Source organism: Ohtaekwangia sp. (genome assembly GCF_036568665.1).
GTDB lineage: Bacteria > Bacteroidota > Bacteroidia > Cytophagales > Cyclobacteriaceae > Ohtaekwangia.
This window is the reverse complement of record NZ_DATCSD010000346.1, coordinates 1-2,394: the sequence shown is the minus strand read 5'-3', so window position 1 is coordinate 2,394 and position 2,394 is coordinate 1. Positions and strand designations below refer to the sequence as shown.

General features: G+C 43.0%; 3 protein-coding genes. 2 read left to right on the top strand and 1 reads right to left on the bottom strand.

Translation table 11 applies throughout. The features are described 5' to 3' along the window. On the bottom strand, positions 1 to 608 hold a 608-nt coding region (locus VIN08_RS19580; RefSeq protein WP_331968552.1), incomplete at its 3' end, for an ABC transporter permease. A gap of 304 nt (positions 609 to 912) precedes the next feature. Here VIN08_RS19580 and VIN08_RS19575 point away from each other — a divergent pair. Both VIN08_RS19575 and VIN08_RS19570 read left to right on the top strand, forming a co-directional pair. Continuing rightward, positions 913 to 1,332, top strand: a complete 420-nt coding sequence (locus VIN08_RS19575) for an SRPBCC family protein (RefSeq protein ID WP_331968549.1) — start codon at positions 913 to 915, stop codon at positions 1,330 to 1,332. Between the two features lie 122 nt (positions 1,333 to 1,454). Then, positions 1,455 to 2,213 (top strand): NADAR family protein, encoded by a 759-nt coding sequence (locus tag VIN08_RS19570; protein ID WP_331968546.1) that lies wholly within the window; start codon positions 1,455 to 1,457, stop codon positions 2,211 to 2,213. The last annotated feature ends 181 nt before the right edge of the window (positions 2,214 to 2,394 follow it).

Here is a 2,394-nt window from a genome sequence, read left to right as displayed (position 1 = left end):
CCCGGAACGAGTGAATATAGCATGTCGAATTGCAGATGCGAGTTTTTGGGAACATCGGCCAATACAGCAGTAACATTCAGGTCAGTAGTTTGATTTAGCTTGAGAGTTTTACCGATCGGATTTTCGCTGCCGAAAATTTTCTTTGCCAGTGTTTGCGTGATTGCTACGGACCCTGGTTTATTCAATACATCGGTGGTAGCGCCATCTACAATCGGAAAGTTGAATACTTCGAACACTGTGGGATCAACCCGGAAGGCGGCTTCACATTTCAAAGGCTTGTCGTTATAGCTGAGGTCAAGGCGGCCGCCACCGGTAAAGCGCACACTGGTAATAACCTCCGGAAGTTCATCTGCCGCTGCGGGCCCCAGACGTGGTTGTGTAACACCTACCAGTTTGCTGCTCACACCTTCGGCACTATCGATCGTAAGAAGCCGAACGATGTTCGGATAATTTTTGTGGAAGGTATCGTAGGAGAGATCTTCGGCTATATATAGATAGATAATCAGGCTGGCCGAAAGACCTAATGCAAGGCCGATGATCTTGATAAGTGAATATCCTTTTTGCTTCAGCAGGTTGCGTAGCCCGGTTATAAAGTAGCTCCTGAACATAGTGTCGGTATCTGGTAATGACCATATCAGGTCAATTCCAATGCCATAGAAAAACATGGCGAATACACGTTGAAAGCCCACGATTTCCCAAGATGGGTGATGAGCGTTTCTGTACGAATCCGTCCGAAGGCGGTCGGTTGAATTAGTACAGGTTTAAAGTTCAAGGTTTAAAGTTTAAGGGTGAGTATGGGCAACTGGACTGAAAGAATTTATGTGAGAATGTTATCTTGAGCCCATATTCGTAACAGTGGCTAATCTATACCTTGAAACGTTCATACATGCTCCTGTCGAAAGAGTTTTCGATTTGTCGCTTAGTATTGATCTGCATAAACATTCAGTTTCCAATACAAATGAAGAAGCTATTGCGGGAAGAACCTCTGGACTCATCGGCCTTGAGGAAACGGTAACATGGCGTGCACGACACTTCGGTATATATCAACATCTCACCGTAAAGATTACAGCATGGGAGCGTCCTGTTATGTTTGTGGATGTGATGCAGCAAGGTGCTTTTAAATCGATGGAGCATACGCACAAGTTTGAGGCAAACGGCAGTGGAACGGTAATGATCGATTTATTTAACTTTAAAGCTCCATGGGGATGGCTGGGGCAATGTGCAGAATTTCTGTTTCTCGAAAAGTATATGATGTATTTTCTGACGCAGCGAAATGCCGCGATCAAGGCTATTGCTGAAGGCGACCAGTGGAGGGAATTTTTGAAAGAATAAAATCTCCCACGGAACTCACAGAATAACACAGATAAATACAGAACATTTAAATATACCTCCTATGAATTCTGTTCCTGATAGCTATCAGGATATGAGAAAATAAATCTATTTTTCTGTCTATTATGAAATACAACCTTAGCTGGCTCACCCATAAATTCGACTCCGGTGAAAGTATAGAGTATATCTTCTTCTGGGGGCATGCTGCTAAGCATGGCGAATCGATTGGTAAATTTATATTCAGCCAATGGTATCCCTCAGCTTTCATAGTAGACGGAATTACCTATAAAACTGCTGAACACTGGATGATGGCACAAAAAGCCAGTCTGTTTGATGAGCCGGATATATTTAACAAGATCATTGCTTCTGATAAGCCCGGAGAAGTAAAAGCGCTGGGGCGGGCGATCCGTAATTTTGATGAACTACAGTGGGACAAATGGAAGTACGATATAGTGCGAACTGGTTCCATCCATAAATTTCATCAGAATAAAACCTTGCGGGATTACTTGCTGGCCACAGGCGACAAGGTAATTGTAGAAGCCAGTCCTTCGGATTTTATCTGGGGAATTGGATTGTCGCAAGACGAAAAAATGGTGGAGAATCCGTATGTCTGGCGCGGTACTAACCTGTTGGGTTTTGCTTTAATGGAGGCGCGGGATTTTTTGCGATCGATGGGTGAGTTTGGATATATATCTGGGTTTCTGCCTCCGTGGAAGAAATTTCCAGGAATAAATCCAACTGATATGTTTTGGCGAATGGGCACGGGAGAGGACTACATCATTCAATATTCCAAATACTTCCTATCCCTCAGCGAAAGGGAAAAAGCAATTTACAAATTAAGTTACCCTGCACCGAACGGTGATTGGGCCGGATATTATGAGTAGAATCATGTCCTGCAGTACTCACAAGAAGATATATGAATGTTCTGTATGTATCTGCGAAATTCTGTGAGTTCTGTGGGAAATAAAACTGTATTTCATCGGCGAATATTGGCGATTTCTGCGGGAGACAGCTATTTTTTTTATTGCATATAAATACGATACTTGTAATACTAACCGAATGATA